We start from the raw sequence: 23,942 nt of genomic DNA on the forward strand, positions 1-23,942 counted from the left end.
TCCGGGCGGCTCCGGGCGGCTGCGGCCGGGCGCGGGGACGGGACTGTCAGTGGGGTGCGTCAGGATGTGACGCATGACCACGCACCTGACCCATGTGACCGCGCCCGAGGGCCTCGCCCCGAGCCCTCAGTACAGCCATGTCGTGTGGGGCACCGGCCGGTTCGTGGCCGTGTCCGGGCAGTGCGCCCTCGACGCCTCGGGCGCGGTCGTCGGCCCCGGCGACCCGGTGGCCCAGGCCCACCAGGTCTTCGACAACCTGCGCCGCTGCCTGGCCTCGGCCGGCGCGGGCTTCGAGGACGTCGTGAAGCTGACCTACTTCGTGACGGACGTGGCGCACCTGCCCGCCGTCCGCGCCGCCCGGGACGCCGCCTTCGGCGCCGCCCCGCTCCCGGCGAGCTCGGCGGTCCAGGTGAGCGCCCTGGTCCGGCCCGAACTCCTCGTCGAGATCGAGGCGTTCGCGCTGATACCGGAGGAGCGCCGGGACCCGTCCGGCGACCGCCTCCGGGGACCGTCCGGCACCTGAGCGGGCGGCGGCGGTCCGAGACCGGCGCGCGCGGACGTGCTGTGGTTGTCGATGCCCTTCACACGGCTGCTCACCGGCGCGAGGTGGCGTCGTCCAGGCCCCTGGGAGAGCCCGGCGTGCCCGTGGGCCGGGGCGGCCTCGGGCAGGAGACGGCGCCGCGCCGCACGGACAGGCTCAGCCTCGGGGTGGTCAGCAGCCCGGGGAGCTGCATGTCCTGTGCGGTGCCGGTGATGGCGTCGAACTTGGCGTACCGGGCCTGGATCCCGAAGCGGTCCGGCGGGCTGTCCAGCGGGTTGACGACATAGGCGCCGGAGGCGTCCTTCACGGTCCGCACGTCGGTGCCGGTGACGTTCAGGTCGACGACGCCGTCCATGTCGAGGGTGCCGGTGGCGGTCCGCAGGTCGAGGACGGTGTTCCTGGTCCTGATCTCCCAGGTCCCGGGATCGTCGTCGCCGAGGGTCAGCAGCAGGGTGTACGTGAGTCCGGCGATCCGCTGCCGCTGGCTCAGGCACAGCCCGTTGAGGACCCCGTCGGCGAAGCCCATCCGCAGCACCCGCACCGTCCCGGTGCCCCCGTCGGGCCGGGCGACGGCCTGGTCGACGACGGCGGCGCCGTACTGGGTGCCGTACAGGCTGCTGGTGGTGAAGTCGACGGGCCGGTCCTGCATCCGCAGCCCGACGGCGAGCGCGCCCCGGGCCATCGCGCCCCCGAGGAGGCCCGCGAGGAGCAGCGCGGGCAGCGCGACGGCGAGCGACCGGCGCCAGTGGGTGCGGCCCTCGGCGGGGACGGGGACGCCGCTCACGAGCCGGTCACCGTGATCGTGCCGGGCAGGTGGACGGGGTTGTCGGTGCCGCCGAGGGCGGCGTGGTCGTCGGTGGTGCGGATCGCGTAGATCGTCCCGGCGAACTCGGTGGCCCCGGCGGTGAGGGGGATGAACTGGCCGAACCAGTCGAGCAGTCCCTGCACGTCGCAGGCGACGAGCAGGACGCAGATGCGGTCGATGCGGCCCCACATCACCGTCGTCTCGGGCCTGCCCGCGCTGTCGTGGCCGCCCAGCGAGCCCTCGTCGGGGACGTCGATGGTGAGGGTGTGGCCGGGCGCGCGCTGGGTCACGCTCATGTGCCGGCGGATCTTCAGCTTGCTGAAGGTGTACTTGTTGGTGCGCACCTCGGTGCCGTCGGAGAGCCGGATCGTGACGTCCCTCTCGACCGTCAGGGAGACCGCGAGCAGGCTGTCGATCCGCACGTCCAGCGGGTCCGGCGAGGGCAGGAACGGCACCCCGAGCGGCAGGGGCGCGGCGGCGGGCCGGGGGGCGGCGCCGCTGAGCCGCGCCGGGCCGAGCGCCGTCGCGACGGCCGCCAGCAGGACGGCCCCCACGGCGAGGACCCGGCGTCCGGCCCGGACGGCCCGAAAGGTGCGGCCGGCCCGGACGCGCAGGACGCCCCGTGCGGCCTGGTCGCCGCTCATCGCGCCTCCTCCGGCACCCCGGGGCGCTCGCTCCGCCCTTCGCTTCGCCGTACGCTTCGCCCCTCGTCCCGCCGTTCGCTCCGCCCCTCGTCCCGCCGTTCGCTCCGGCGGGGCCCGCGTGGCCCCCAGCCGACCAGCATCGCGCCGCCGAGGACGCCGAGGGCCATGCCGAGGAGGAAGCCGCCCAGGTTGGAGACGACGAGCGAGACGACGGCGAGGACACTGCCGATCAGGCCGAAGGTGTAGCGCTGCCGGGGCGCCACCAGCGGGATGAGGCCGCAGAGAATCATCCCGCCGCCGGTGAGGTAGCCGGCCAGCGCCCCGAAGCCGGTGCTGACGATCAGCTGGACCGAGCTGAGCGAGAAGCGGAGCACCGTCCAGCCGCCCGCCACCAGCCACACCGCGCCCCAGAAGGGCCGGGTCCGCCGGAAGGCCCGGAACCAGCGGCGGGCCCGGCCCGCCGTCGCCGTCGCCGTCGCCCTCGCCTTCCCGCTCGCCTTCGCCGCGCTCAGCATGTCGTCGCCGATCCGCCGACGATCCTGATGTCGAGCCGAGGCAGCACCAGCGCACCCGCGATCTCGGCGTCGTAGGCGGTCGCGTCGAGGCCGTGGAGCGTCACCGAACTGCCGCCCGGGCCGCCCGCCGAGCCGAGCCCGAAGCCGCCGGGGACGGCGCCGGTGAGCGGCTTGCCGTCCACGAGGACCTGGTCGGCGGACTGGCCGATGACCGCGTTCTGGAGGGTGGCGGGGCCGTACGACCTGAGCTCGGTGGCCTGGATGAAGAGGTTCGAGGCGTCGATGTCGGTGGTGAAGGAGGCGGGCGGGGACGGCGTCACCTTCTGGCCCGCCGTCAGCAGCAGGGAGTACGGCACTCCGGCGATCGACTGGTGGACGATCCCGCACAGCCCGGCCAGCCCCGCGCTGGCGAAGCCGACCCGGGCCATGCCGGTGTCGGTGGTCGAGCCGCCGTCCGGGCGCCCGACCGGCGGGGTGTTCACGATCGCCCCGAAACCGGTGCCCGAGATGCCGTTGGAGGTGAGCGAGAAGGGCTGGCCCGTGACGCTGAAGTTCGCGGCGAGGGCACCCTGGGCCAGGGCGGCGCCGAGCGCTCCGGCGGCCAGCGCGGAGGGGACGAAGGTGAGTGCGCCGCGCCCCCAGCGGGTGCCGCGCCGGGTGCCGTCGGCGGCCTCGGCGAGCATGGCGGCGTTCCAGTCGGCGGCGGCGCGGGCGAGGGAGCGGGCCGCCTCGCGCGGGCGGGGCAGCGGGCTCACGCGGCGGCGCTCCCCTCGTACGCCCGGCGCCGCCGGGTCCGCCTCGGCGGCCTCCCGGGCAGCCAGGAGAAGGCCATCGAGCCGCCGAGCACGGCGAGGAACATGCCGAGGAACAGGCCGCCGAGGTTGGACAGCGGAAAAGAGGCGACGCCCGCGATCACGGCCATCACCCCAGCGGTATACCGCTGGCCCGGCAGCAGCAGGATCAGCAGCGCCAGGGCCATCAGGACGACCCCGCCGGCCATCCCCGCGACGCCGCCGACGCCGATCTGGAGGATCTTGCCGAGCGGGGCCAGCGGCAGGAAGAAGATCACGAAGCCGCCGAGGCCGGTCCACAGCCCCGCCCAGAAGGGCCGGGTGCGGCGCCAGCGCCGGAAGGCGAGCCTGGCCCGGTACGGGAGGGCGGCGCGCGGGATGGGCGCGGACCCGGGCGGTGCGGTTGCCGGTTCTGGGGTCATGGGGAGCCTCGCAGCGGTCTGGTCAGGGGGAGGGGAGACGTACGGGGTGATCCGGGAGGGGGGACGTACGGGGTGATCCGGGAGGGGGCAGCCCGGGAGCCGGGAGCCGGGAGGGGGGACGGTCCGGAGCGCCGCGCGCGACGCGGCACCCCGGACCGCCGGTGACCCGGACCGCCGGTGGCCCGGACCGCCGGTGGCCCGGACCGCCGGTGGCCCGGACGGCCGGTGGCGGGGCGGACGGGTGATGCGGGAGCCCGGTCAGCAGCTCGTGGTGCCGTGGGCGATGGCGATGGTGAGGTCGGGCAGGGTGATCGCGCCCGCGATGGTCGCCCCGTTCGCGTCGGCCCTGAGGCCCTCGATCGTGGTGCGCCCGCCGGTGGCGTCCAGGCCGAACTGGCCCGGGGTGCCGTCGGTGATCCCGCTGCCCTTGATGCCGCTGCCGTCGGCGGCGGCGCCGATCACGTTGGGAGTGGTCTCGCTCGCGGTGAGGATCGCCTTGGAGGTCTTGAGCGCCTGGGCGTCGAGGATCAGCTTGCGGGCCTGGAGCCCCGCGCCCCCGGCGAGCTGGTCGGGGGTGAGCGGGGTGGCCGCGGCCGGTGAGGAGATGTTGAGCGACCAGGTGCCGAGGCTGCCGATCACCGGCAGGTCGACGGACTGGGTGGCGTGCACGCACAGCCCGTCGAGACCGGCCTGGGCAATGCCGACCTCGGCCGCGCCCCTGGCGCCTCCGGCGTCGACGGTGTGCATGACGGCGCCGATGCCGGTGGGCGCGGCGACCGTGCGGGAGCTGAGGGTGAAGGGGACGCTGGTGAGCGAGAGGTTGGCGGCGAGGGCGCCCTGCACCATCGCCGTGGCCATCCCGGCTACGGCGATGGTGGCCGGAAGGGCCAGGAACAGGGACCTGCGCCAGCGGGTGACCCCGCGCGGCCCGGCGGCCGTGGGGCTCGTCTCTTCGGTCATGTGCCTTCTCCAACTGTCGTGGGGTGTCGCGGGGTTCGCGGGGCTATGACAGTGCGTGGCCACTCGTTCGAGAATTGGACACTATTAGAGAACGTGTCAACAGTCTGGACGGTCTCGTCTGAAATTCCCGCTGGACTAGGCTGAGCCGATGGCCAGGTTCAGGGAGACGGTGCGCACGCTGCTGCGCGAGCGCCTGTTGGACGCCGCGTACGAACTCGTCGCGGAGCGCGGCTTCGAGAAGCTGCGCATGGCGCACGTCGCCGCCGCCGTGGGCGTGAGCCGGCAGACGCTGTACTCGGAGTTCGCCTCCAAGGAGGCGATCGGCCGGGCCCTGCTCCAACGCGAGCTGGAGCGCTGCCTGGTGGGGGTGCAGGCGGCGCTCGACGAGCACCGCGAGGACCTGCGCGAGGCCGTGTCGGCGGCCGTCCGCTTCACGCTGACGCTGGCCGCGCGCAACCCGCTGGTGAAGGCGGCGCTCACCAGCGCCGGGGACGACGGGCTGCTGCCCTACCTCACCACCCGGGCCGGCTCGGCCTTCGCCACGGCGACGGAGATGGCCGACGCGTACGTGGCCGAGGCCTGGCCCGCCGTCGACCCGGCCGCGCGGGACCTGGCCGTGGACGCGGCCGTGCGGCTGACCACCAGTCACATGGTGCAGGCGGCGGGTCCCCCCGAGGAGGCGGCCCGGCGCGTCGCGGACACCTTCCTGCGGATCGCGCTCAGCACCGGGGAGCCGCGACCGCCTGCACCCGGCACGCCAGCCGCACCCACCGCACCCACCGCACCCACCGCGGACTGACTCCGGCCGGGCGCGGACCGGCTCCCACCCGTACTCACGGCAGCGGACCCGGCTCCGCCACCAGGGCCGGCCGCCCGCCCGGTCCCGCGGTGAGCGGCAGCGGGCTGCCGGTCAGCCCCACCCGGCCCGCCACCCGGGCGATCTCGCCCCAGCCGTACGTCCGGGAGTCGTCGGAGCGGTCGGGGTCGTCCCCCAGGTAGAAGAAGAGCCCCGCCGGGACGGTCCGCAGCACCGGGCGGGCCGAGCGGGTGCCGTCCGGGGCGCAGCAGTTGCCGGTGCGCCGCACCCGGCCGGTCCACTGCGGGGCCGTCACCCGGCGCACCGGGCCGGCGCCGTGCTCCTGGAGCAGGACCCGGAAGGGGTCGTCCGGGGTGGACACGATCGCGATCCGGTCGCCCGGCACCGCGATCACCCGCTTCACCAGCAGGGCATCCTGGTGCCGCGAGCGCAGCAGGACCACGTCGAAGCGGCGCACTTCGCCCGCCGAGCCGGGCACCGCGAGCAGCCGGTCGCCGTCGCGCAGGGTCGGGGTCATGCTCGCCCCCTCGACCCGCACGCCCAGCGCCGTCAGCGCGACGCCCGCGAGGAGCGCCGGGGCGACGAGGGCGGCAAGGGCTGCGGCCACCACCCGGGGCAGTCTGCGGGGCCGGGGTATCGCTTCCATGGCCGGGACGGTAGGACCGGGGGCAGGGCCTTGGCCGTGACCGTACCGCTCAGCCTCCGTACCGCTCAGCCTCCGTACCGCTCAGCCTCCGTGCCGCTGGTACGCCCCCGGGGTCACCCCGGTCCAGCGCCGGAACGCCCGGTGGAACGCGCTGGGTTCGGAGAAGCCGAGCCGCCGCGAGAGGCCCTCGATCGACAGCGCGCCGCGCGCCAGGGCCGCGAGCGCGTGCTCGCGGCGGACCTGGTCGCGCAGCAGCCGGTACGTGGTCCCCTCGGCGGCCAGCCGGCGCCGCAGGGTCTGCGGGCTGACGGCCAGGAGCCGGGCGATGTCCTCGGGCGAGGGGACGGGCCCGTCGGGCAGGGCGGCCCCGATCATCCGCCGCACCCGCCGGGCGCTGACGGCGGGGCCCGCCCCTCGGGTCCTGCCGGCCGTCTCCGTCGGGCCCCCAGGGGGCATGGCGGGCCTCCGCTTCCCCGGCGTGACGGCTGGCGTGGCGACGCGCCGGACAGAATTCACACGAGCGACTGACATCAGACACTCTAATGAGAACTGTCAAGCAGGCACGAGATCCCGCCCCCCGGGAACCCTCTCGGCCCTACACGCCGCCCGGCCGCCCCAGCCGCCTCAGCGCCTCCCGCGCCGCACCCGCCAGCCTCGGGTGCGGCAGCGCCGCCTCCAGGACCTCCCGCGCGCGGGCGTCGGCGAGCGCACCGAGCCCCTCCACGCACGCGAGCCCCACCCGCCAGTGCGGGTCGCCGGGCACCAGCCGCCGCTCCAGCACCGTCACCAGGGCGGGCACGCTCTCGGGGGCGCGGAGCCCGGCGAGCAGCCGGACCGGCGACAGGGCGTAGGCGACGCGCAGTTCGTTGGTGGCGAGCGCGGCGGCGGCGCGGGCGGTGCGGGGGTCGCCGAGCCGACTCAGGGCGTGGGCGGCACTGACGCACCGCTCGGGGTCTCGGTGGTTCAGGAGCAGCACCAGCGCCTCGAACGCCCGCCGGTCGCCCGCGAGTCCGAGCCGGAAGGCGGCGATCTCCCGGGCCCAGAGCGGGCGTCCGGGGGCGGTGAGGGCGGCGTGCAGCTCCTCCGCTCCGAGCGGCCCCGCGAGTTCCTCGAATGCCGCGGGTATCGCCTCTCCCCCCTTTCCGATCTCTTCCCGCAAACGATCGATCATCGAGCAGAATTCGGGGTCTTCAGCGGAATTCATATTCCGCAGCCTATCCGCGACCCAGATCACACTTCCCCCAACTCACGAGGACTGGCGCGCTCGTTACCCGGCGGTTAATCTCAGGTGAGCGGGTCACCCCCCGCATTTCACAACGGCCTGGTGACGCAGCCGTTGTGCGTGGTCTTTCGGTTCGGCAGTTCTCGACGTGACTCCGGGACAGAGTCCGTCACCCCTTTTCCCGCGCCCCTCCCGCGCCCCGCGCGTCCTTCCCAGCGCTTCGCGCGCTCTTCAAGGCGCCCCGCGCTCCCTCTCCGCGCACTGCCTTCAGTCGTCACTTCTTCCTCCCAGGAGTCCCCTGATGGACACCCCTCTCTCCACCATCGCCGTCGTCGGCCTCGGCACCATGGGCACCGGAATCGCCGACGTCCTGGCCCGGGCCGGCCGCGAGGTCATCGGCATCGACATCAGCGAGAACGCCGCCGCCAAGGCCGTCGCCGCCCTGGAGGCCTCCACCGCCCGCGCGGTGGGCCGCGGCCGGATCACCGAGGAGGAGCGGCAGGACGTCCTGGCCCGCTTCCGCACCTACTCCGACCTGCACGCGGCGGCCGAGGCCGACCTCGTCATCGAGGTCGTGCCCGAGTCGTACGAGACGAAGCAGGAGGTCTTCCGGGCGCTGGACGGCATCGTCCGCCCCGACACCATCCTGGCCACCGGCACCAACGCGCTCTCCGTGACCCGGCTCGCCGCCGAGTCGGCGCACCCCGAGCGGGTCCTGGGGCTGCACTTCTTCACCCCGGTCCAGGCGATGAAGCTGGTCGAGGTGGTCTCCTCGGTGCTGACCTCCCCGGTCGCCGTGGACGCCGTGACCGTCCTCGCGCAGGAGCTCGGCAAGGAGCCCGTGGCGGTCGGCGACCGGCCGGGCTTCGTCGCCGACGGGCTGCTCTTCGGCTACCTCAACCAGGCCGCCGCGATGTACGAGGCCAAGTACGCCTCCCGGGAGGACATCGACGCGGCCATGCGGCTCGGCTGCGGGCTGCCGATGGGCCCGCTGGCGCTGCTCGACCTGATCGGCGTCGACACGGCCCGTACGGTCCTGGAGGCCATGTACGCCTCCTCCCAGGACCGGCTGCACGCCCCCGCGCCGGTCCTCAGGCAGCTCAGCGAGGCGGGCCTGACCGGCCGCAAGTCGGGCCGCGGCTTCTACACGTACGCCGCCCCCGGCTCCGCCGAGGTGGTCCCGGACGCGCTGACCCCGGCGGAGGCCGCCGCCGGCGGCGAGAGCCGCGCGGTGCGCTCGGTGGGCGTCGCCGGCTCCGGGACGATGGCCTCCGGCATCGCCGAGGTCTTCGCCAAGGCCGGTTACGACGTGGTCCTCGCCGCCCGCTCGCGGGAGAAGGCGGACACCGCCAAGGCGCGGATCGCGAAGTCCCTGGCCCGCTCCGTCGACAAGGGCCGGATGACGGCCGAGGCGCGCGACGAGACGCTGGCCCGGATCGCCCCGGCCGGCTCGCTGGACGCCTTCGCCGAGGTCGACCTGGCGGTCGAGGCGGTCGCCGAGGACCTGGCGGTCAAGCAGGAGCTGTTCGCCCGCCTGGACAAGATCTGCAAGCCGGGCGCGGTGCTCGCCACCACCACCTCCTCGCTGCCGGTCGTCGCCTGCGCGAAGGCGACGAGCCGCCCGCAGGACGTCATCGGGATGCACTTCTTCAACCCGGCGCCCGCGATGAAGCTGGTCGAGGTCGTCCGTACGGTGCTGACCGCCGACGACGTCCACGCCACCGTCCGCGAGGTCACCGCGAAGATCCGCAAGCACCCGGTGGACTGCGGCGACCGGGCCGGCTTCATCGTGAACGCGCTGCTCTTCCCGTACCTCAACAACGCGATCAAGATGGTCGAGGAGCACTACGCCAGCCTGGACGACATCGACGCCGCGATGAAGCTGGGCGGCGGCTACCCGATGGGGCCCTTCGAGCTCCTCGACGTGGTCGGCCTGGACGTCTCGCTCGCCATCGAGCGGGTGCTGCACCGCGAGTTCCGCGACCCCGGCCTGGCCCCCGCCCCGCTCCTGGAGCACCTGGTGGCCGCGGGCTGCCTGGGCCGCAAGACCGGGCGCGGCTTCCGCGAATATGCCCGCCGCTGAGCCCTCCGCCGAGCCGTACGGGCAGTGGGGAGGGCTGCTGAGCCCCTCGGGCACCCCGGGCGCGGGGCCCGGCTCCCCTCCCCCACCTGGGCACACTCCCGCTCCGATGCAGTACGTTCGGTCCATGTCCAAGGCCGCGAAGACACCCCGTGCCACGTCCACGCCCGACGCTCAGGAGAGCGCGGCGGGGACCCGCGCCGCCGCGCAGCGGCTCAAGATGCGCCGGGAGCTCGCCGCCGCGGCCATGGAGCTCTTCGCGACGAAGGGGTACGAGGCCACCACGGTCGACGAGATCGCCGCGACGGCCGGGGTGGCCCGGCGCACCTTCTTCCGCCACTTCCGCTCCAAGGAAGAGGCGATCTTCCCGGACCACGACGACACCCTGGTGCGCGCCGAGGCCGTGCTGAACGCGGCCCCGCCGCACGAGCACCCGCTGGACACGGTGTGCCGGGGCATCAAGGAAGTCATGAAGATGTACGCCGGCTCGCCCGCGGTCTCCGTGGAGCGCTACCGGCTGACCCGCGAGGTGCCGACCCTGCGGGAGCGCGAGATCGCCTCGGTGGCCCGCTACGAGCGTCTCTTCACGCGCTATCTGCTGGGCCACTTCGACGAGCGCGACCACCACGACGGCAACGACGACCCGCTGCTCGCCGAGGTGGCCGCCTCCGCGGTGGTCACCGCCCACAACCACGTGCTGCGGCGATGGCTGCGGGCGGGCGGCCAGGGGGACGTGGAGGCGCAGCTGGACCACGCCTTCGCCATCGTGCGGGAGACCTTCGGCACCGGCATAGGCGCGGGCCGCCCCGCGACCCCGGCGGGGGCCGCGACGGCCCTCCCGGCGGCCGCCGCCGCGGAGGGGCCGGCGCCGGTGGCGACCGCCTCCGCGGCGGGTGACGTGGTCATCGCCGTCGCCCGTACGGACGCACCGCTCGACGAGGTCATGCGGACCATCCAGCAGGCCCTCACGCGGGGCTGAACCCCGCTCCATCGCTCTCACCCATGGGTCGTTCCCGGTTTTCCGGGGGCGGCCCATGTCGCGTTTGCGCAGCTCAGCCGGGTTCTCGATCGATCATCGCTCATCTGCGGGCACCAGATCGCATCTGAGAGAAATTGTTGGCACGCAGTGCCTTGTCACGTGACACGGCGTGCCATACGTTGAAGTCGTCCGGGCGGCCGGCCCGCGGAGAATCTCCTCGCGCGCCGGCTGTCCCCACAAGCGATCCTGCTCGTGCGCCCGGACGCCTGCGTCACAGGCACCCCTCGCGCCCCACACCGGCGCCGCCACCGCACCACCGGCCGAACCGACGGCACACCTCCACAGCACCCACCCCGACGTAACCCTCAGCGCGTCCCCCGGGGACGCCGCACCGCCGGAGGCATCCCGTGAAGGACATCCTGGACGCGATCCAGTCGCCCGACTCCACGTCGGCCGACTTCGCCAGCATCAAGCTCCCCGAGTCGTACCGCGCCATCACCGTCCACAAGGACGAGGCGGAGATGTTCGCCGGGCTGGAGAGCCGCGACAAGGACCCGCGCAAGTCGCTGCACCTCGACGACGTGGCGCTGCCCGAGCTCGGCCCGGGCGAGGCCCTGGTCGCCGTCATGGCCAGCTCGGTCAACTACAACTCGGTCTGGACCTCGATCTTCGAGCCGGTCTCCACCTTCGGCTTCCTGGAGCGCTACGGGCGCCTGTCCGAGCTCACCAAGCGCCACGACCTGCCGTACCACGTCATCGGCTCCGACCTGGCCGGCGTCGTGCTGCGCACCGGCCCGGGCGTCAACTCCTGGAAGCCCGGCGACGAGGTCGTCGCGCACTGCCTGAGCGTCGAGCTGGAGTCCTCCGACGGGCACAACGACACGATGCTCGACCCCGAGCAGCGCATCTGGGGCTTCGAGACCAACTTCGGCGGCCTCGCCGAGATCGCCCTGGTCAAGTCGAACCAGCTGATGCCCAAGCCCGGCCACCTCAGCTGGGAGGAGGCGGCCTCCCCCGGCCTCGTCAACTCGACCGCGTACCGCCAGCTCGTCTCCCGCAACGGCGCCGGGATGAAGCAGGGCGACAACGTCCTCATCTGGGGCGCGAGCGGCGGCCTCGGCTCGTACGCCACCCAGTTCGCGCTGGCCGGCGGCGCCAACCCGATCTGCGTCGTCTCCTCCCCGGAGAAGGCCGACATCTGCCGCTCCATGGGCGCCGACGCGGTCATCGACCGCAACGCCGAGGGCTACAGGTTCTGGAAGGACGAGAACACCCAGGACCCGCGCGAGTGGAAGCGCTTCGGCTCCAGGATCCGCGAGCTGACCGGCGGCGAGGACATCGACATCGTCTTCGAGCACCCGGGCCGTGAGACCTTCGGCGCCTCCGTCTACGTCACCCGCAAGGGCGGCACCATCACCACCTGCGCCTCCACCTCGGGCTACATGCACCAGTACGACAACCGCTACCTGTGGATGTCGCTGAAGCGGATCATCGGCTCGCACTTCGCCAACTACCGCGAGGCGTGGGAGGCCAACCGCCTGATCGCCAAGGGCAAGATCCACCCCACCCTCTCCAAGGTCTACTCCCTGGAGGACACCGGCCAGGCCGCGTACGACGTCCACCGCAACCTGCACCAGGGCAAGGTCGGCGTGCTCGCCCTCGCCCCCGAGGAGGGCCTCGGCGTCCGCGACCCGGAGCTGCGCGCCCAGCACATCGACGCCATCAACCGCTTCCGTAACGTCTGACCCCGGGACCAGAGATGACAGAGCGTCAGAAGGACCGGCCGTGGCTCATGCGGACCTACGCCGGCCACTCGACCGCCGAGGCGTCGAACGAGCTCTACCGGCGGAACCTCGCCAAGGGCCAGACCGGCCTCTCGGTCGCGTTCGACCTGCCCACGCAGACCGGCTACGACCCCGACCACGTCCTCGCCCGAGGCGAGGTCGGCCGGGTCGGGGTGCCCGTCTCGCACCTCGGTGACATGCGGCGGCTGTTCCAGGACATCCCCCTGGAGCAGATGAACACCTCCATGACCATCAACGCCACCGCGATGTGGCTGCTGGCGCTCTACCAGGTGGTGGCCGAGGAGCAGGGGGCGGACGTCACCCGGCTCCAGGGCACCACCCAGAACGACATCGTGAAGGAGTACCTGTCGCGCGGGACGCACGTCTTCCCGCCCGGCCCCTCGCTCCGGCTCACGACGGACATGATCGCGTACACGGTCAACCACATCCCGAAGTGGAACCCGATCAACATCTGCAGCTACCACCTGCAGGAGGCGGGCGCCACGCCGGTCCAGGAGATCGCGTACGCGATGTCCACGGCCATCGCCGTCCTCGACGCCGTCCGCGACTCCGGACAGGTCCCCGAGGAGCGCTTCGGCGAGGTCGTCGCCCGCATCTCCTTCTTCGTGAACGCGGGCGTCCGCTTCATCGAGGAGATGTGCAAGATGCGCGCCTTCGGCCGCATCTGGGACACCGTCACCCGGGAGCGGTACGGCATCGAGGACGCCAAGCAGCGCCGCTTCCGCTACGGCGTCCAGGTCAACTCGCTCGGCCTGACCGAGGCCCAGCCGGAGAACAACGTCCAGCGGATCGTCCTGGAGATGCTGGCCGTCACCCTCTCCAAGGACGCCCGCGCCCGCGCGGTGCAGCTGCCCGCCTGGAACGAGGCGCTCGGCCTGCCGCGCCCCTGGGACCAGCAGTGGTCGCTGCGCATCCAGCAGGTCCTCGCCCACGAGTCCGACCTGCTGGAGTACGAGGACATCTTCGCCGGCTCGCACGTGATCGAGGCCAAGGTGGAGGCGCTGGTCGCCGAGTGCCTGGCCGAGATCGAGCGGATCCAGGAGATGGGCGGCGCCATGGCCGCCGTCGAGTCCGGCTACCTCAAGGCGCAGCTCGTCTCCTCGCACGCCGAGCGGCGCGCCCGCATCGAGTCGGGCGACGACAAGATCATCGGCGTCAACATCTTCGAGACGACCGAGCCCAACCCGCTCACCGCCGACCTGGACACCGCGATCCAGACCGTCGACCCGGCCGTCGAGGCCCGGGTGGTCGCCGCCGTCGGGCGCTGGCGCGCCGAGCGCCAGGAGTCCACGGACCGGCAGGGCGGCGGCGACCCGTTCGTCTTCCCCACCACCCAGCAGGCCCTGGAGCAGCTCAAGGAGGCCGCGAAGGGCACCGCGAACCTGATGGAGGCCACCCTGGAGTGCGCCAGGGCCGGCGTCACCACGGGCGAGTGGTCCGAGGCGCTGCGCGAGGTCTTCGGCGAGTTCCGCGCGCCCACCGGCGTCTCCTCCGCCCCCGTGGCCGTCCCCGCCGAGCCGGGCTCCCCGATGGCCGAGGTCCGCGGCAAGGTGGACCGCACCGCCCGGGACATGGGCGTGGGCAAGCTGCGCTTCCTGGTCGGCAAGCCGGGCCTGGACGGGCACTCCAACGGCGCCGAGCAGATCGCCGTACGGGCCCGCGACGCCGGGTTCGAGGTGGTCTACCAGGGCATCCGGCTCACGCCCGAGCAGATCGTGGACGCGGCCCTGGAGGAGGACGTGCACGCCGTCGGGCTGTCGATCCTCTCCGGCTCGCACGCCCAGCTCGTGCCCGACGTGCTGGAGCGGCTGCGGACGGCCGGCGCGGCCGACATCCCGGTGGTCGTCGGCGGGATCATCCCGAACGCCGACGCCGAGGAGCTCCGGGCCGCGGGCGTGGCCGCCGTCTTCACCCCGAAGGACTTCGGCATCACCGGGATCATCGGCCGTATCGTCGACGAGATCCGCAAAGCCAACCAGCTCAGCCCCCTTGAATGTACGGAGGTCCCCGCATGACCAGCCCTGTCTCCCCGGTGAACCGGCTGCGCCCGCGCCGCTCCTGCCTCGCGGTGCCCGGCTCCAACCCGCGCTTCCTGGAGAAGGCCCAGGGCCTCGCCGCCGACCAGGTCTTCCTGGACCTGGAGGACGCCTGCGCGCCGCTGGCCAAGCCGGACGCCCGGCACACCATCGTGAAGTTCCTCAACGAGGGCGACTGGACCGGCAAGACCCGCGTGGTCCGCGTCAACGACTGGACGACCCACTGGACGTACCGCGACGTCGTCACCGTCGTCGAGGGCGCCGGCCAGAACCTCGACTGCATCATGCTGCCGAAGGTGCAGAACGCCGAGCAGATCGTCGCGCTCGACCTGCTGCTCACCCAGATCGAGAAGACCATGGGCTTCGAGGTCGGCAAGATCGGCATCGAGGCGCAGATCGAGAACGCCCAGGGCCTGAACAACGTCAACGCCATCGCGCGGGCCTCGCAGCGCGTGGAGACCATCATCTTCGGCCCGGCCGACTTCATGGCCTCCATCAACATGAAGTCGCTGGTCGTCGGCGAGCAGCCGCCCGGCTACCCGGCGGACGCCTACCACCACATCCTGATGAGCATCCTGATGGCCGCCCGCGCCAACAACCTCCAGGCGATCGACGGCCCCTACCTCCAGATCCGCAACCAGGAGGGCTACCGCGCGGTCGCGCGGCGCGCCGCCGCGCTCGGCTTCGACGGCAAGTGGGTGCTGCACCCGGACCAGGTCGCCGCGGCGAACGAGATCTTCTCGCCCTCCCAGGAGGACTTCGACCACGCCGAGCTGATCCTCGACGCGTACGACTACTACACGTCCGAGGCCGGCGGGAAGAAGGGCTCGGCGATGCTCGGCGACGAGATGATCGACGAGGCCTCCCGCAAGATGGCCCTGGTCATCTCGGGCAAGGGCCGTGCCGCCGGCATGAAGCGCACCACCGAGTTCGAGATCCCGGAGGCCTGAGTCCATGCAGTTCGGCCGCACCTACGAAGAGTTCGAGATCGGCGCCGTCTACAAGCACTGGCCCGGGAAGACGGTCACCGAGTACGACGACCATCTCTTCTGTCTGCTGACGATGAACCACCATCCGCTGCACATGGACGCGAACTTCGCCGAGAACACCACCGACTTCAAGCGGAACGTGGTCGTCGGCAACTACGTCTACTCGCTGCTGCTCGGCATGTCCGTCCCGGACGTCTCGGGCAAGGCGATCGCCAACTTGGAGATCGAGTCGCTGCGGCACGTGGCACCGACCTTCCACGGCGACACGATCTACGGCGAGACGACCGTCCTGGACAAGACGCCGTCGAGGTCGAAGAGCGACCGCGGCATCGTCCACGTCGAGACCAAGGGCTACAAGCAGGACGGCACCCTGGTGTGCGTCTTCCGCCGCAAGGTGATGGTCCCGACCGCCGAGTACATCGAAGCGCGCGGCGGCGAGCAGCCCGGCCGCCCCCAGCTCAAGGAACAGGGGAAGTAGTCATGGCGCGACTCGCCCAGACCCACGGTCTGACCGACGTCCAGCGGGAGATCCTCGCCACGGTCCGGGACTTCGTCGACAAGGAGATCATCCCGGTCGCCACGGAGCTGGAGCACCGTGACGAGTACCCCCAGCAGATCGTCGACGGCCTCAAGGAGCTCGGCGTCTTCGGTCTGATGATCCCCGAGGAGTACGGGGGTCTCGGTGAGTCGCTGCTCACCTACGCGCTGTGCGTGGAGGAGATCGCGCGCGGCTGGATGTCGGTCTCCGGCATCATCAACACGCACTTCATCGTGGCGTACATGCTGAAGCAGCACGGCACCCAGGAGCAGAAGGAGTACTTCCTGCCCCGGATGGCGGCCGGCGAGACGCGCGGCGCGTTCTCCATGTCGGAGCCGGGGCTCGGCTCGGACGTGTCGGCCATCACCTCCAAGGCGGTGAAGGACGGCGACGCGTACGTCCTCAACGGCCAGAAGATGTGGCTGACCAACGGCGGCACGTCAACGCTGGTCGCGGTGCTCGTCCGAAGTGACGAAGGACACCCCGAGGGCACCGCCCCGCACAAGTCGATGACGACCTTCCTCGTCGAGAAGGAGCCCGGCTTCGGCGAGGTGCGTCCCGGTCTCACCATTCCCGGCAAGATCGAGAAGATGGGCTACAAGGGCGTCGACACGACCGAGCTCATCATGGACGGACTGCGCATTCCGGCCGATCGGGTCCTCGGCGGCCAGACCGGGCGAGGGTTTTACCAAATGATGGACGGCGTCGAGGTCGGCCGCGTGAACGTGGCGGCCCGTGGCTGCGGCGTCGCACAGCGTGCTTTCGAACTCGGCGTCCAGTATGCCCAGCAGCGTCACACTTTCGGTAAGCCGATCGCCCAGCACCAGGCGATCCAGTTCAAGCTGGCCGAGATGGCTACCAAGGTCGAGGCCGCCCATGCGATGATGGTCAATGCAGCACGCAAAAAGGACTCCGGGGAACGAAACGACCTCGAAGCCGGGATGGCGAAGTACCTCGCCTCCGAATACTGCAAGGAGGTCGTCGAGGATGCGTTCCGCATTCACGGTGGCTACGGCTTCTCCAAGGAGTACGAGATCGAGCGCCTCTACCGCGAGGCACCGATGCTGCTCATCGGTGAAGGTACCGCCGAGATCCAGAAAATGATCATTGGCCGCCGCCTCCTGGAGGAATACCGATTCCAGGGCTGATTGTCGCTTTTGAGTTGGTTCGGCCGCGAAGAAGATCACACCCCGTGTTCGTCTTCCGGCCGCCGACTCGGTTCCTGGCTTGCCCAGTTGCGCCCCGCAACCGATAGCATCGCCGGAAAGCCGCCGTCCCCCTGTTGCCAGCGCGGCATCATCCGCTACGAAGGTCATCCATGCCCGACAGTCGAACCTCCGCACATCGCGACACCCTCAAGGGCGCCCGCATCGCACGGGGAGCGTCCCCGTGGCTCCTGCCGACCGTCGCCACCGCGGCGCTCAGCCTCGCGCGCTCCCGCAAGTCGAGGCGCGCCGCGGCCATCGCCGTGCCGACCACGGCGCTCGCGGCCGGAATGCTGTGGTTCTTCCGCGACCCCGAGCGCGAGATCGCTCAGGGCCGGGTCATCTCGCCCGCCGACGGCGTGGTGCAGAGCATCATGCCGTGGAAGGACGGACGCACCCGCGTCGCCATCTTCATGAGCCCGTTGAACGTGCACGTCAACCGCGCGCCGCTGGCCGGCACCGTGACGTCCGTGGAGCATGTCCCCGGTGGCTTCGTGCCGGCGTTCAACAAGGAGAGCGAGAACAACGAGCGTGTCGTCTGGCACTTCGACACCGAGCTCGGTGACATCGAGATGATCCAGATCGCGGGTGCCGTCGCCCGGCGCATCGTGCCGTACATCCCGCAGGGGACGAAGGTCGAGCAGGGAGACCGCATCGGTCTGATCCGCTTCGGTTCGCGCGTCGACATCTACCTCCCGGAAGGTGTCGAGGTCGCCGTCGAGGTCGGTCAGACCACGACCGCGGGGGTGACTCGCATTGACCGTGATTGATCCCGACACACGGGCGGCCGACTGGGTCGCCGACGGTGACCAGGAGGCCGCCGACGAGGCCGAGGAGATGCCGCTGTCGCTGAGGCTGTCCATAGCGGACGCCCTCACGCTCGGTAACGCCACGTGCGGCTTCATGGCGGTCTACTTCACGACGACCGGCATCCTGATCCCGCACCTCACCGGCAGCAGCGAGACCGGCATGGCGCGCAACAGCGCCGCCACCGCCGTGATCCTGATGCTGGCCGCGGCGATCTTCGACCTCTTCGACGGCATCGTGGCGCGCAAGCTCCGCAGCTCGCCGATGGGCGCCGAGCTCGACAACCTCTCGGACCTGATCAGCTTCGGCCTCGCCCCGGCGTACTTCGTGCTGGTCTACGGCATGGTCGCGGACGACGCGCAGCAGAAGGTCTCGGCGCTGGCCGCGATCGTGGTGCTGCTCGCGGTGGTGCTGAGACTCGCGCGCTTCTCGTGCGTGACGATGAAGGACGGGATGTTCCAGGGCATGCCGAGCCCCTTCGGCGCCCTGACCGTCGTGTCGATCATCCTGCTGGAGCTGCCGTTCATCCCGACGCTCCTCGCGATCATCGGCGTCGCCTGGCTGATGGTGAGCCGGGTCGAGTACCCGAAGCCGCGGGGCATCCTCGCGGTGGCGATGCTCAGCTGGATCGTCGGCGCGATGGCGATGCTCGCGGCGTGGGCGTTCGACGCGCCGGGCGGAGCGTTCCTGCTCCAGACCGGTTGCGCGCTCCAGGTGGTGCTGGGCGCCGTGATCCCCCTCTTCGCGACGGCCCGGCGGGTGAACACCTTCCGCGGCAACCGGCGCGAGAGCCGGGAGGCGCGGCAGGCGCAGGCGGCTCAGCTCCCGTAGCGGGGGCGGAGCGACAACGGCGAAGGGCCCCGGACGCGCGAGCGTCCGGGGCCCTTCGGCATGTCCGGGGAGGTTTCAGGCGAGGCGCTTGTAGAAGAGCGTGGTGGCCCTCAGGGTGCCGCCGGGGTCGGCCGCGAAGTCCGGTATCGACCCCGCCTCGGTCCAGCCGGCCGCGCGGTAGAGGCGCTCGGCGGGGCTGCCGGTCTCGGTGTCCAGGACGAGCAGGCTGAGCCCGGTGGCGGCGGCGTGGGCCTCGGCGGCGGCCAGCAGGCGGGGGCCGAGGCCCCGGCCTCGGGCGGCCCGGTGGACGACCAGCTTGGCGATCTCGCCCCGGTGCCGCCCGTTGGCCTTGCCGTCCCGGACCAGGGTGACGGCGCCGAGGACCTCGTCCCCGGGCCCGTACGCCGCCCAGACCTCGCGGTCCCCGGCGGCCCCGGCCCACCAGGCGGCGGCCTCGGCGGGCTCCAGGGGGTCCAGGAAGCCGATGGAGGCACCGGAGGCCACGGCGTCCACGAGGAGGTCCCCGAGGCCGTCAGCGGCCCGCCGACGGACCTCCTCGGGGGTGAGCGGGCGGACGGTGTCGGTGTGCGCGTTCATACCGGGGAGCCTCACACGCCCGTGTTACGCGGGCGTGTCCCGCGCGGCCGCGCGGGACACCGGGCGCCCCTACGCGAGGAAGTCCCGCGCGATGTTCGCCGCGGCGCGCTCCAGGAGCGGGCCCGCGTTCGCCATGGACAGGGCCGGGTCGGGCTCCAGCTCGGCCAGCGGGTAGGCGCGCCGGATGCCGGCGGCGCCCAGGGCCTCCGGCGGCAGGGCGAGCCGTCCGCAGACCGCGACGACCTCCTTGCCGGCCGCGCGGGCCGCCGCGGCGACGCCCGCCGGGGCCTTGCCGTGCAGGGTCTGCTCGTCCAGCGAGCCCTCGCCCGTGATGACCAGGGTGGCGCGCTCCAGGGCCGGGGCGAAGCCCAGCACCTCCAGCATCAGCTCGATGCCGGGGCGGAAGCTCGCGTCGAGCAGCAGGGCCCCGTAGCCGATGCCGCCCGCGCCGCCCGCGCCCGGGGAGGCGGCCAGCTCGGCGGCCTTGGGGCCGATGGCCTTCTCCAGGATCCGCGCGTAGTGCGCGAGGGCCGCGTCGAGGGCGGCCACGTCCTCGGGGGTGGCGCCCTTCTGCGGGCCGTACACGGCGGCGCAGCCCTTGGGGCCGGTCAGCGGGTTGTCCACGTCGCTGGCGAGGACCAGGTCCACGGCGGCGAAGCGGGGGTCGACGCCGGACAGGTCGGCGGAGGCCAGGCCCGCGAGGGCGCCGCCGCCGGGACCGACCGGGGCGCCGTCCGCGTCCAGGAAGACCGCGCCGAGCGCGGCGAGCATCCCGGCGCCGCCGTCGGTGGTGGCGCTGCCGCCGACCCCGAAGACGATCGTGGTGGCACCGGCGTCGAGGGCCGCGCGCAGCAGCTCGCCGGAGCCGTAGGTGGTGGCGGTCAGCGGCGCGAAGACCCCGGCCGGCAGCAGCTGGAGACCGGAGGCCTCCGCCATCTCCACCACGGCGGTGCTCCCGCGCAGCGCGAACGCCGCGGTGACGGGCGCGCCGAGCGGCCCGGTCACGGTGACCTCGTGGCGCTCGAATCCGGCCGCGACGGCCGCCGCGACGGTGCCGTCGCCGCCGTCGGCGACGGGCAGGGTCTCCACTTCGAGCTCCGGGACGACCTGTCGCAGGCCGGCCGTGACCCGCTCCGCGACCTGTACGGCCGTGAGCGAGCCCTTGAACTTGTCGGCCGCGACCAGTACGCGCGCAGCCTCAGTTACTGCTCCGTCCGTCACCTTGCATCCCTTGCTTTCGAACGTGCAGTCGCGCCGAGGCCGACCTTATCCGCACGGCAAGACGGCGTGCCACCCCCGGATAAAGCGAAATTCCACATCATAGTGGGCCATCATGAGTACCGAACCGATCGATCAGACATCACAAGAAGGCCCTGGTCCCGCCCCCTCCTCCGGCCCCGACGCGAAGGTCATCGCCATCGGGATGGCGGTCGTGGTCGGCGTGGTCGGCTGGGCGGCGCTCGGCAAGCACTCCTTCGACAGCGCCTCCTCCTCGGCCCTGAACTGGGTCCTGTCGAATTTCGCCTGGCTCTTCGTCACCGCCGCCGACGTCTTCCTGGTGCTGTGCGTGGTGATCGCACTGAGCCGCTACGGCCGGATCCGGCTGGGCGCCGACGACTCGGAGCCGGAGTTCACCAACCTCGCGTGGATCGCGATGATGTTCAGCGCGGGCATGGGCATCGGCCTGATGTTCTACGGGGTGGGCGAACCGCTCCAGCACTTCCTCAGCCCGCCCCCGGCGAGCGGGGTGCCGCCCCAGTCCGGCGAGGCGGCCCGTACCGCCCTGGAGTACTCGTTCTTCCACTGGACGCTCACCCCGTGGGCGATCTACGGCATCGCGGGCCTCGCGCTGGCGTACGCGGGCTTCCGCAAGGGGCGTGGCAACACGCTGAGCGCCGCCTTCGTGCCGCTCATGGGCGAGCGCAGGGCCCGGTCCTGGCCGGGGAAGGCGATCGACCTGCTGGCGGTCTTCGCGACGGTCTTCGGCACCGCGACCAGCCTCGGGCTCGGCGCGCTCCAGGTCGCCGAGGGGCTGAACCTGACGGTGGGCGTGAAGGACTCCACGGCCACCGAGCTGATCATCATCGTGTCGCTGTCGGCGGCCTTCGTCCTGTCGGCCTTCTCGGGCCTGCACAAGGGGGTGAAGTGGCTGTCGACGCTGAACATCGTGCTGGCGGGCTGCATGGCGCTGTTCGTCTTCCTGATCGGCCCGACGGTCTACATCCTCGACACCATCCCGGCCTCGGTCGGCGGCTACCTGCACCAGCTGCTGCCGATGGCGAGCCGCACCGGGGCGTTCACGGACCGGGCCTGGCTGGGCGCCTGGACGATCTTCTACTGGGCGTGGTGGCTGTCCTGGGCCCCCTTCGTCGGCACCTTCATCGCCCGGATCTCGCGCGGCCGGACGGTGCGGGAGTTCCTGTTCGGGGTGCTGCTGGTGCCCTCGGGGGCGACGGTCATCTGGTTCTGCGTGATGGGCGGCACCGCGATCCGGCTCCAGTCCACCGGCGAGGCGGACCTGGCGACGGCGGTCAAGGACGGCCCGGAGGCCTCGCTGTTCGCGATGCTCGACGCGCTGCCGATCGGCACGGTCACCTCGTACCTGGCGATGCTCCTGGTGATGACGTACTTCGTCACCAGCGCCGACTCGGCGTCCCTGGTGATGGGCTCGCTGACCAGCCGGGGCGCGCTACACCCGCCGACCTGGCTCGTGGTGGCCTGGGGCGTGCTGATGGCGGCGGTCGCGGCGGTGCTGCTGGTGGCGGGCGGGCTCAGCTCGCTGCAGACGGCGACGATCCTGGTCGCGCTGCCGTTCGTGCTGGTGATGCTGGGCCTGTGCTGGGCGCTGCTGAAGGAGCTCCGCGAGGACCCGGGCGCGGGTCCGGCCCGGCACCAGGCGCTGCACGGGGTGCGGGACGCGGTGCGCGCGGCGGTCGGCGAGGCGATCACCGAGCAGGGCGCCTCGCGCCACCACCGGCTGCGCCGGGCGGCGAAGTCCAAGTCGGGGGGCGAGGAGGAGTAGGGGGCCGAGGGGGCGACCCGCGCGGGGCGTCGGCGGGCGGCCCGGCGGTGTTCCCGGTACACCGGTCGCATGGGCCTCCTCACGCACGCCGAGCTCGCCGACCGGATCCTGGGCGGCTGGACGGGACGGATCGCCGGGAACATGCTCGGCAAGCCGGTCGAGCGGGGCGACCACTGGACGCCCGAGCGGATCGACGCCTATCTGCGCCTGACCGACGCCCTCCCGCTCACCGACTACCTGCCGGCGCCGCCCGCCGCCGGGGCCGACGGCTTCGAGCTGCGGCCGGAGTGGCCGCAGTGCGTGCGCGGCCGGATCCGCGGCAGCTGCCGGGACGACGACATCGACTACTCGATCCTGGTCCTGCACCTGCTGGAGACCCGGGGCTTCGCCTTCACCACCGAGCAGGTCGGTGAGGTGTGGCTGCTGCGGCTGCCCTATCTGCGGACCTTCACGGCGGAGCGGGTGGCGTACCGCAACCTCGCCAACGGGCTGAAGCCGCCGCTGACGGCCACGTACGACAATCCGCACCAGGAGTGGATCGGCGCGCTGATCCGGGCGGACGTCTACGGCTGGACCTCGCCCGGCGATCCGCGCCGGGCCGCCTCGCTGGCGCGCCGCGACGCGGTCCTCTCGCACACGGGCAACGGGGTGTACGGGGCGATGTGGGCGGCGGCGCTGGTCGCCGCCGCGTTCACGGCGCCGGGTCCGCGCGCGGCGCTGGAGACGGCGCTGGAGCGGGTGCCCGCGAGCAGCCGGCTGGCCCGGGCGGTGCGGCACACGATGGCCCTGCACGAGGCGGGGCTCGCCTGGTCGGAGACCCTCGCCGAGCTGCGGCGGGAGAACGGCGGCCTCGGCTGGATCCACGCGGTGCCGAACGCGGCGGTGCTGACCGCCGGACTGCTGTACGGGGAGGGGGACTTCACCCGGACGATCACGCTGACCGTGCGCGGCGGTCTGGACACCGACTCCAACGGGGCGACGGCGGGCTCGGTGGCGGGGGTGCTGTGCGGGGCGGCGGCCATTCCGCCGCAGTGGTCGGAGCCGCTGCGCGACCGGGTGCGCAGCGCGGTGTCCGGTTTCGACGGGGTGCGGATCGGCGAACTCGCCGAACGGACGCTGCGGCTGGCTACGCTGACGGGATGACACAGCCCGCTCAGCCCGCACAGCCCACGTCGTCCGCCTATGCCGCGTACATCGCCGGCCTGCCCCGGGTCCTGGCCGCCGCGGCGGTCCTGTTCCGGGACGAGGACGGCCGGATCCTGATCGTCGAGCCGAACTACCGGGAGGGCTGGGCGCTGCCGGGCGGCACGGTGGAGTCCGACGCGGGCGAGACGCCCCGCCAGGCGGCCCGCCGGGAGACGGCGGAGGAGATCGGCCTGGACGTGGCGGTCGGCGGGCTGCTCGTGGTGGACTGGGCGCACGGGACGGGACGGCCGCCGATCGTGGCGTACCTGTACGACGGCGGGGTGCTGTCGGAGGCGCGGTTCGCGGCGATCCGGCTCCAGAGGGAGGAGCTGGTGTCCTGGAAGCTGATCGACCCGGCGGAGACCACGGCGTACCTGCCGGGCAGCCTGGGCCCGCGGGTGCTCGCCGCGCTCGGCGCGCTGGCGGACGGCCGAGGCCCGGTGGAGCTGGAGAACGGGCGCCCGGCGGCGCGGTAATCGGCTCGCGGGGCCTTCCCGGCACGCCC

General features: G+C 72.6%; 25 protein-coding genes. 14 read left to right on the top strand and 11 right to left on the bottom strand.

Annotated features, from left to right (window positions below; translation table 11 throughout):
• The first annotated feature begins 73 nt into the window (after positions 1-73).
• Positions 74-523 (top strand): RidA family protein, encoded by a 450-nt coding sequence (locus tag ACZ6J5_RS12125; RefSeq protein WP_469390396.1) that lies wholly within the window; start codon positions 74-76, stop codon positions 521-523.
• A 70-nt stretch (positions 524-593) separates the two neighbouring features.
• On the opposite strand, the gene ACZ6J5_RS12130 is transcribed toward ACZ6J5_RS12125, so the two are convergent.
• From ACZ6J5_RS12130 to ACZ6J5_RS12155, 6 genes are all read right to left on the bottom strand, one after another.
• Positions 594-1,325, bottom strand: coding sequence for a DUF6230 family protein (locus ACZ6J5_RS12130; RefSeq protein ID WP_469390397.1), 732 nt, complete (start codon positions 1,323-1,325; stop codon positions 594-596).
• Entirely contained in the window at positions 1,322-1,990 is a 669-nt protein-coding gene (locus ACZ6J5_RS12135; RefSeq protein ID WP_469390399.1) for a hypothetical protein, read from the bottom strand. The genes ACZ6J5_RS12130 and ACZ6J5_RS12135 overlap by 4 nt, the downstream gene beginning before the upstream one ends.
• On the bottom strand, positions 1,987-2,505 hold the full coding sequence (locus tag ACZ6J5_RS12140; protein WP_469390401.1) for a DUF6114 domain-containing protein: 519 nt from the start codon (positions 2,503-2,505) through the stop codon (positions 1,987-1,989). Before ACZ6J5_RS12140 ends, ACZ6J5_RS12135 begins: the two co-directional genes overlap by 4 nt.
• Positions 2,499-3,260, bottom strand: coding sequence for a DUF6230 family protein (locus ACZ6J5_RS12145; protein WP_469390403.1), 762 nt, complete (start codon positions 3,258-3,260; stop codon positions 2,499-2,501). Before ACZ6J5_RS12145 ends, ACZ6J5_RS12140 begins: the two co-directional genes overlap by 7 nt.
• Positions 3,257-3,718 (bottom strand): DUF6114 domain-containing protein, encoded by a 462-nt coding sequence (locus ACZ6J5_RS12150; RefSeq protein ID WP_469390404.1) that lies wholly within the window; start codon positions 3,716-3,718, stop codon positions 3,257-3,259. Before ACZ6J5_RS12150 ends, ACZ6J5_RS12145 begins: the two co-directional genes overlap by 4 nt.
• A gap of 258 nt (positions 3,719-3,976) precedes the next feature.
• Complete coding sequence (locus ACZ6J5_RS12155; RefSeq protein ID WP_469390406.1) at positions 3,977-4,678, bottom strand: DUF6230 family protein; 702 nt, start codon at positions 4,676-4,678, stop codon at positions 3,977-3,979.
• A 148-nt stretch (positions 4,679-4,826) separates the two neighbouring features.
• Between ACZ6J5_RS12155 and ACZ6J5_RS12160 the strand changes: the two genes are divergently transcribed.
• The gene (locus ACZ6J5_RS12160; RefSeq protein WP_469390408.1) at positions 4,827-5,477 is read left to right on the top strand and encodes a TetR family transcriptional regulator; all 651 of its coding nucleotides are present in this window, start codon (positions 4,827-4,829) and stop codon (positions 5,475-5,477) included.
• 34 nt (positions 5,478-5,511) lie between these two features.
• Here the strand turns inward: ACZ6J5_RS12160 and lepB are convergent, their stop codons facing one another.
• From lepB to ACZ6J5_RS12175, 3 genes are all read right to left on the bottom strand, one after another.
• Positions 5,512-6,141 (bottom strand): signal peptidase I, encoded by a 630-nt coding sequence (gene lepB / locus ACZ6J5_RS12165; RefSeq protein ID WP_469390410.1) that lies wholly within the window; start codon positions 6,139-6,141, stop codon positions 5,512-5,514.
• Between the two features lie 81 nt (positions 6,142-6,222).
• Positions 6,223-6,597 (bottom strand): helix-turn-helix transcriptional regulator, encoded by a 375-nt coding sequence (locus ACZ6J5_RS12170; protein WP_469390411.1) that lies wholly within the window; start codon positions 6,595-6,597, stop codon positions 6,223-6,225.
• 139 nt (positions 6,598-6,736) lie between these two features.
• Positions 6,737-7,345, bottom strand: coding sequence for a HEAT repeat domain-containing protein (locus ACZ6J5_RS12175; RefSeq protein ID WP_469390413.1), 609 nt, complete (start codon positions 7,343-7,345; stop codon positions 6,737-6,739).
• Between the two features lie 319 nt (positions 7,346-7,664).
• On the opposite strand from ACZ6J5_RS12175, the gene ACZ6J5_RS12180 reads away from it, so the two are divergent.
• The 9 genes from ACZ6J5_RS12180 to pssA all read left to right on the top strand — a co-directional run bounded on the left by ACZ6J5_RS12180 (position 7,665) and on the right by pssA (position 18,633).
• Positions 7,665-9,446 (top strand): 3-hydroxyacyl-CoA dehydrogenase family protein, encoded by a 1,782-nt coding sequence (locus tag ACZ6J5_RS12180; RefSeq protein WP_469390415.1) that lies wholly within the window; start codon positions 7,665-7,667, stop codon positions 9,444-9,446.
• Between the two features lie 124 nt (positions 9,447-9,570).
• The gene (locus ACZ6J5_RS12185; protein ID WP_469390417.1) at positions 9,571-10,422 is read left to right on the top strand and encodes a TetR family transcriptional regulator; all 852 of its coding nucleotides are present in this window, start codon (positions 9,571-9,573) and stop codon (positions 10,420-10,422) included.
• Between the two features lie 407 nt (positions 10,423-10,829).
• Positions 10,830-12,167 (top strand): crotonyl-CoA carboxylase/reductase, encoded by a 1,338-nt coding sequence (gene ccrA, locus ACZ6J5_RS12190; protein WP_469390419.1) that lies wholly within the window; start codon positions 10,830-10,832, stop codon positions 12,165-12,167.
• Between the two features lie 14 nt (positions 12,168-12,181).
• Positions 12,182-14,242, top strand: a complete 2,061-nt coding sequence (locus tag ACZ6J5_RS12195) for a protein meaA (RefSeq protein WP_469390421.1) — start codon at positions 12,182-12,184, stop codon at positions 14,240-14,242.
• Complete coding sequence (locus tag ACZ6J5_RS12200) at positions 14,239-15,213, top strand: HpcH/HpaI aldolase/citrate lyase family protein (RefSeq protein WP_469390423.1); 975 nt, start codon at positions 14,239-14,241, stop codon at positions 15,211-15,213. The genes ACZ6J5_RS12195 and ACZ6J5_RS12200 overlap by 4 nt, the downstream gene beginning before the upstream one ends.
• A gap of 4 nt (positions 15,214-15,217) precedes the next feature.
• On the top strand, positions 15,218-15,730 hold the full coding sequence (locus ACZ6J5_RS12205) for a MaoC family dehydratase (RefSeq protein WP_351660024.1): 513 nt from the start codon (positions 15,218-15,220) through the stop codon (positions 15,728-15,730).
• Between the two features lie 2 nt (positions 15,731-15,732).
• A complete protein-coding gene (locus tag ACZ6J5_RS12210; protein ID WP_469390425.1) occupies positions 15,733-16,938 on the top strand; it encodes an acyl-CoA dehydrogenase family protein in 1,206 nt (401 codons plus the stop codon).
• Between the two features lie 170 nt (positions 16,939-17,108).
• Positions 17,109-17,765 (top strand): phosphatidylserine decarboxylase, encoded by a 657-nt coding sequence (locus ACZ6J5_RS12215; protein ID WP_362479495.1) that lies wholly within the window; start codon positions 17,109-17,111, stop codon positions 17,763-17,765.
• Positions 17,758-18,633 (top strand): CDP-diacylglycerol--serine O-phosphatidyltransferase, encoded by an 876-nt coding sequence (gene pssA / locus ACZ6J5_RS12220; RefSeq protein WP_469390553.1) that lies wholly within the window; start codon positions 17,758-17,760, stop codon positions 18,631-18,633. Before ACZ6J5_RS12215 ends, pssA begins: the two co-directional genes overlap by 8 nt.
• A gap of 75 nt (positions 18,634-18,708) precedes the next feature.
• On the opposite strand, the gene ACZ6J5_RS12225 is transcribed toward pssA, so the two are convergent.
• A complete protein-coding gene (locus tag ACZ6J5_RS12225) occupies positions 18,709-19,230 on the bottom strand; it encodes a GNAT family N-acetyltransferase (RefSeq protein ID WP_469390427.1) in 522 nt (173 codons plus the stop codon).
• Positions 19,231-19,299: 69 nt separating this feature from the next.
• Positions 19,300-20,451 carry a glycerate kinase gene (locus ACZ6J5_RS12230; RefSeq protein ID WP_469390429.1) on the bottom strand — a complete coding sequence of 384 codons (1,152 nt, stop codon included), beginning with the start codon at positions 20,449-20,451 and terminating at the stop codon, positions 19,300-19,302.
• 112 nt (positions 20,452-20,563) lie between these two features.
• Here ACZ6J5_RS12230 and ACZ6J5_RS12235 point away from each other — a divergent pair, with 112 nt between their 5' ends.
• From ACZ6J5_RS12235 to ACZ6J5_RS12245, 3 genes are all read left to right on the top strand, one after another.
• Positions 20,564-22,252, top strand: coding sequence for a BCCT family transporter (locus tag ACZ6J5_RS12235; RefSeq protein ID WP_469390431.1), 1,689 nt, complete (start codon positions 20,564-20,566; stop codon positions 22,250-22,252).
• A gap of 69 nt (positions 22,253-22,321) precedes the next feature.
• Positions 22,322-23,395, top strand: coding sequence for an ADP-ribosylglycohydrolase family protein (locus ACZ6J5_RS12240; RefSeq protein ID WP_469390433.1), 1,074 nt, complete (start codon positions 22,322-22,324; stop codon positions 23,393-23,395).
• Positions 23,392-23,913, top strand: coding sequence for an NUDIX domain-containing protein (locus tag ACZ6J5_RS12245; protein ID WP_469390435.1), 522 nt, complete (start codon positions 23,392-23,394; stop codon positions 23,911-23,913). Before ACZ6J5_RS12240 ends, ACZ6J5_RS12245 begins: the two co-directional genes overlap by 4 nt.
• The last annotated feature ends 29 nt before the right edge of the window (positions 23,914-23,942 follow it).

The sequence above is a fragment of the Streptomyces sp. NPDC042100 genome (assembly GCF_055582325.1).